Annotated in this window: 1 protein-coding gene; it reads left to right on the forward strand. The window is 75.9% G+C overall.

Going from position 1 to position 1,134, the window contains the following annotated elements; all coding sequences use genetic code 11:
• Positions 1-106 precede the first annotated feature (106 nt).
• Positions 107-1,134, forward strand: a 1,028-nt coding sequence (locus E1193_RS31445; protein WP_132186745.1) for a DNA-3-methyladenine glycosylase 2 family protein, incomplete at its 3' end; no start/stop codon positions are given.

Consider the following 1,134-nt stretch of genomic DNA (forward strand, 5'->3'; position numbering starts at 1 on the left):
CACCCGCTGATCTCCGTCCAACCGCGGGAATCGAGTCTGACGGCCCTGCACCGCCAGGTCCGATTCCCGCGAGCCGGTGGGGCTGAGCTGCGGGCATCATCGTGGCGTGGAGTTGGACTTCGAACGGTGCTACCGAGCCGTGGACAGCCGCGACCAGCGCTTCGACGGCTGGTTCTACACCGGCGTGACCTCAACCGGAATCTACTGCCGGCCGTCCTGCCCGGCGATGACGCCAAAACGGCGCAATGTCCGGTTCTTCCCGTCGGCCGCCGCCGCGCAGGGCGCCGGGCTGCGGGCCTGCCGCCGCTGCCGCCCGGACGCCGCGCCCGGCTCACCGCAGTGGGACGTCCGAGCCGATGTGGTGGGGCGGGCCATGCGGCTGATCGCCGACGGCGTGGTCGACCGGGACGGCGTGCCGGGGCTGGCCAGCCGGCTCGGCTACACCGAGCGGCACCTGCACCGGATGCTCCGCGCCGAGCTCGGCGCGGGCCCGCTGGCCCTGGCGCGGGCGCAGCGCGCGCAGACCGCCCGCATCCTCATCGAGACCACCGAGCTGGGCCTGGCCGAGATCGCCTTCGCGGCCGGCTTCGGCAGCGTCCGGCAGTTCAACGACACCGTCCGCGAGGTCTACGGCACCGTCCCGTCGGGGCTGCGGGCGGCCCGGGGCCGCCGCCCGGCGGTCGGCGGCACGGGAACGATCACGCTGCGACTGGCGTACCGGCCGCCGCTGCACGCCGCCGCGCTGCTGGGCTTCCTCGCGGTTCGCGCGCTGCCCGGCGTGGAGGCGGTGCGTGACGGGACGTACCGCCGGGGGTTGCGGCTGCCGCACGGCACCGCCGAGGTGGCGCTGACCCCGCTCGACGGCCACGTACGGGCGACGCTGCGGCTGGCCGACATGCGGGACCTGGCCCCGGCGGTGGCCCGCTGCCGCCGCCTGTTCGATCTGGACGCCGACCCGGAGGCCGTCGACGCCGTGCTGGCCGCCGATCCCGCGCTCGCCGACGCGGTCACCGCGGAGCCGGGGGTACGCCTGCCCCGCGCCGTGGACGGCTTCGAGATCGCCGTCCGCGCCGTCGTCGGTCAACAGGTCTCCGTCCGCGCCGCCCACACCACCCTCACCCGCCTCCTGCACGC

This window comes from Micromonospora sp. KC606 (assembly GCF_004348675.1).
In the GTDB taxonomy this organism is placed as follows: Bacteria; Actinomycetota; Actinomycetes; order Mycobacteriales; family Micromonosporaceae; genus Micromonospora.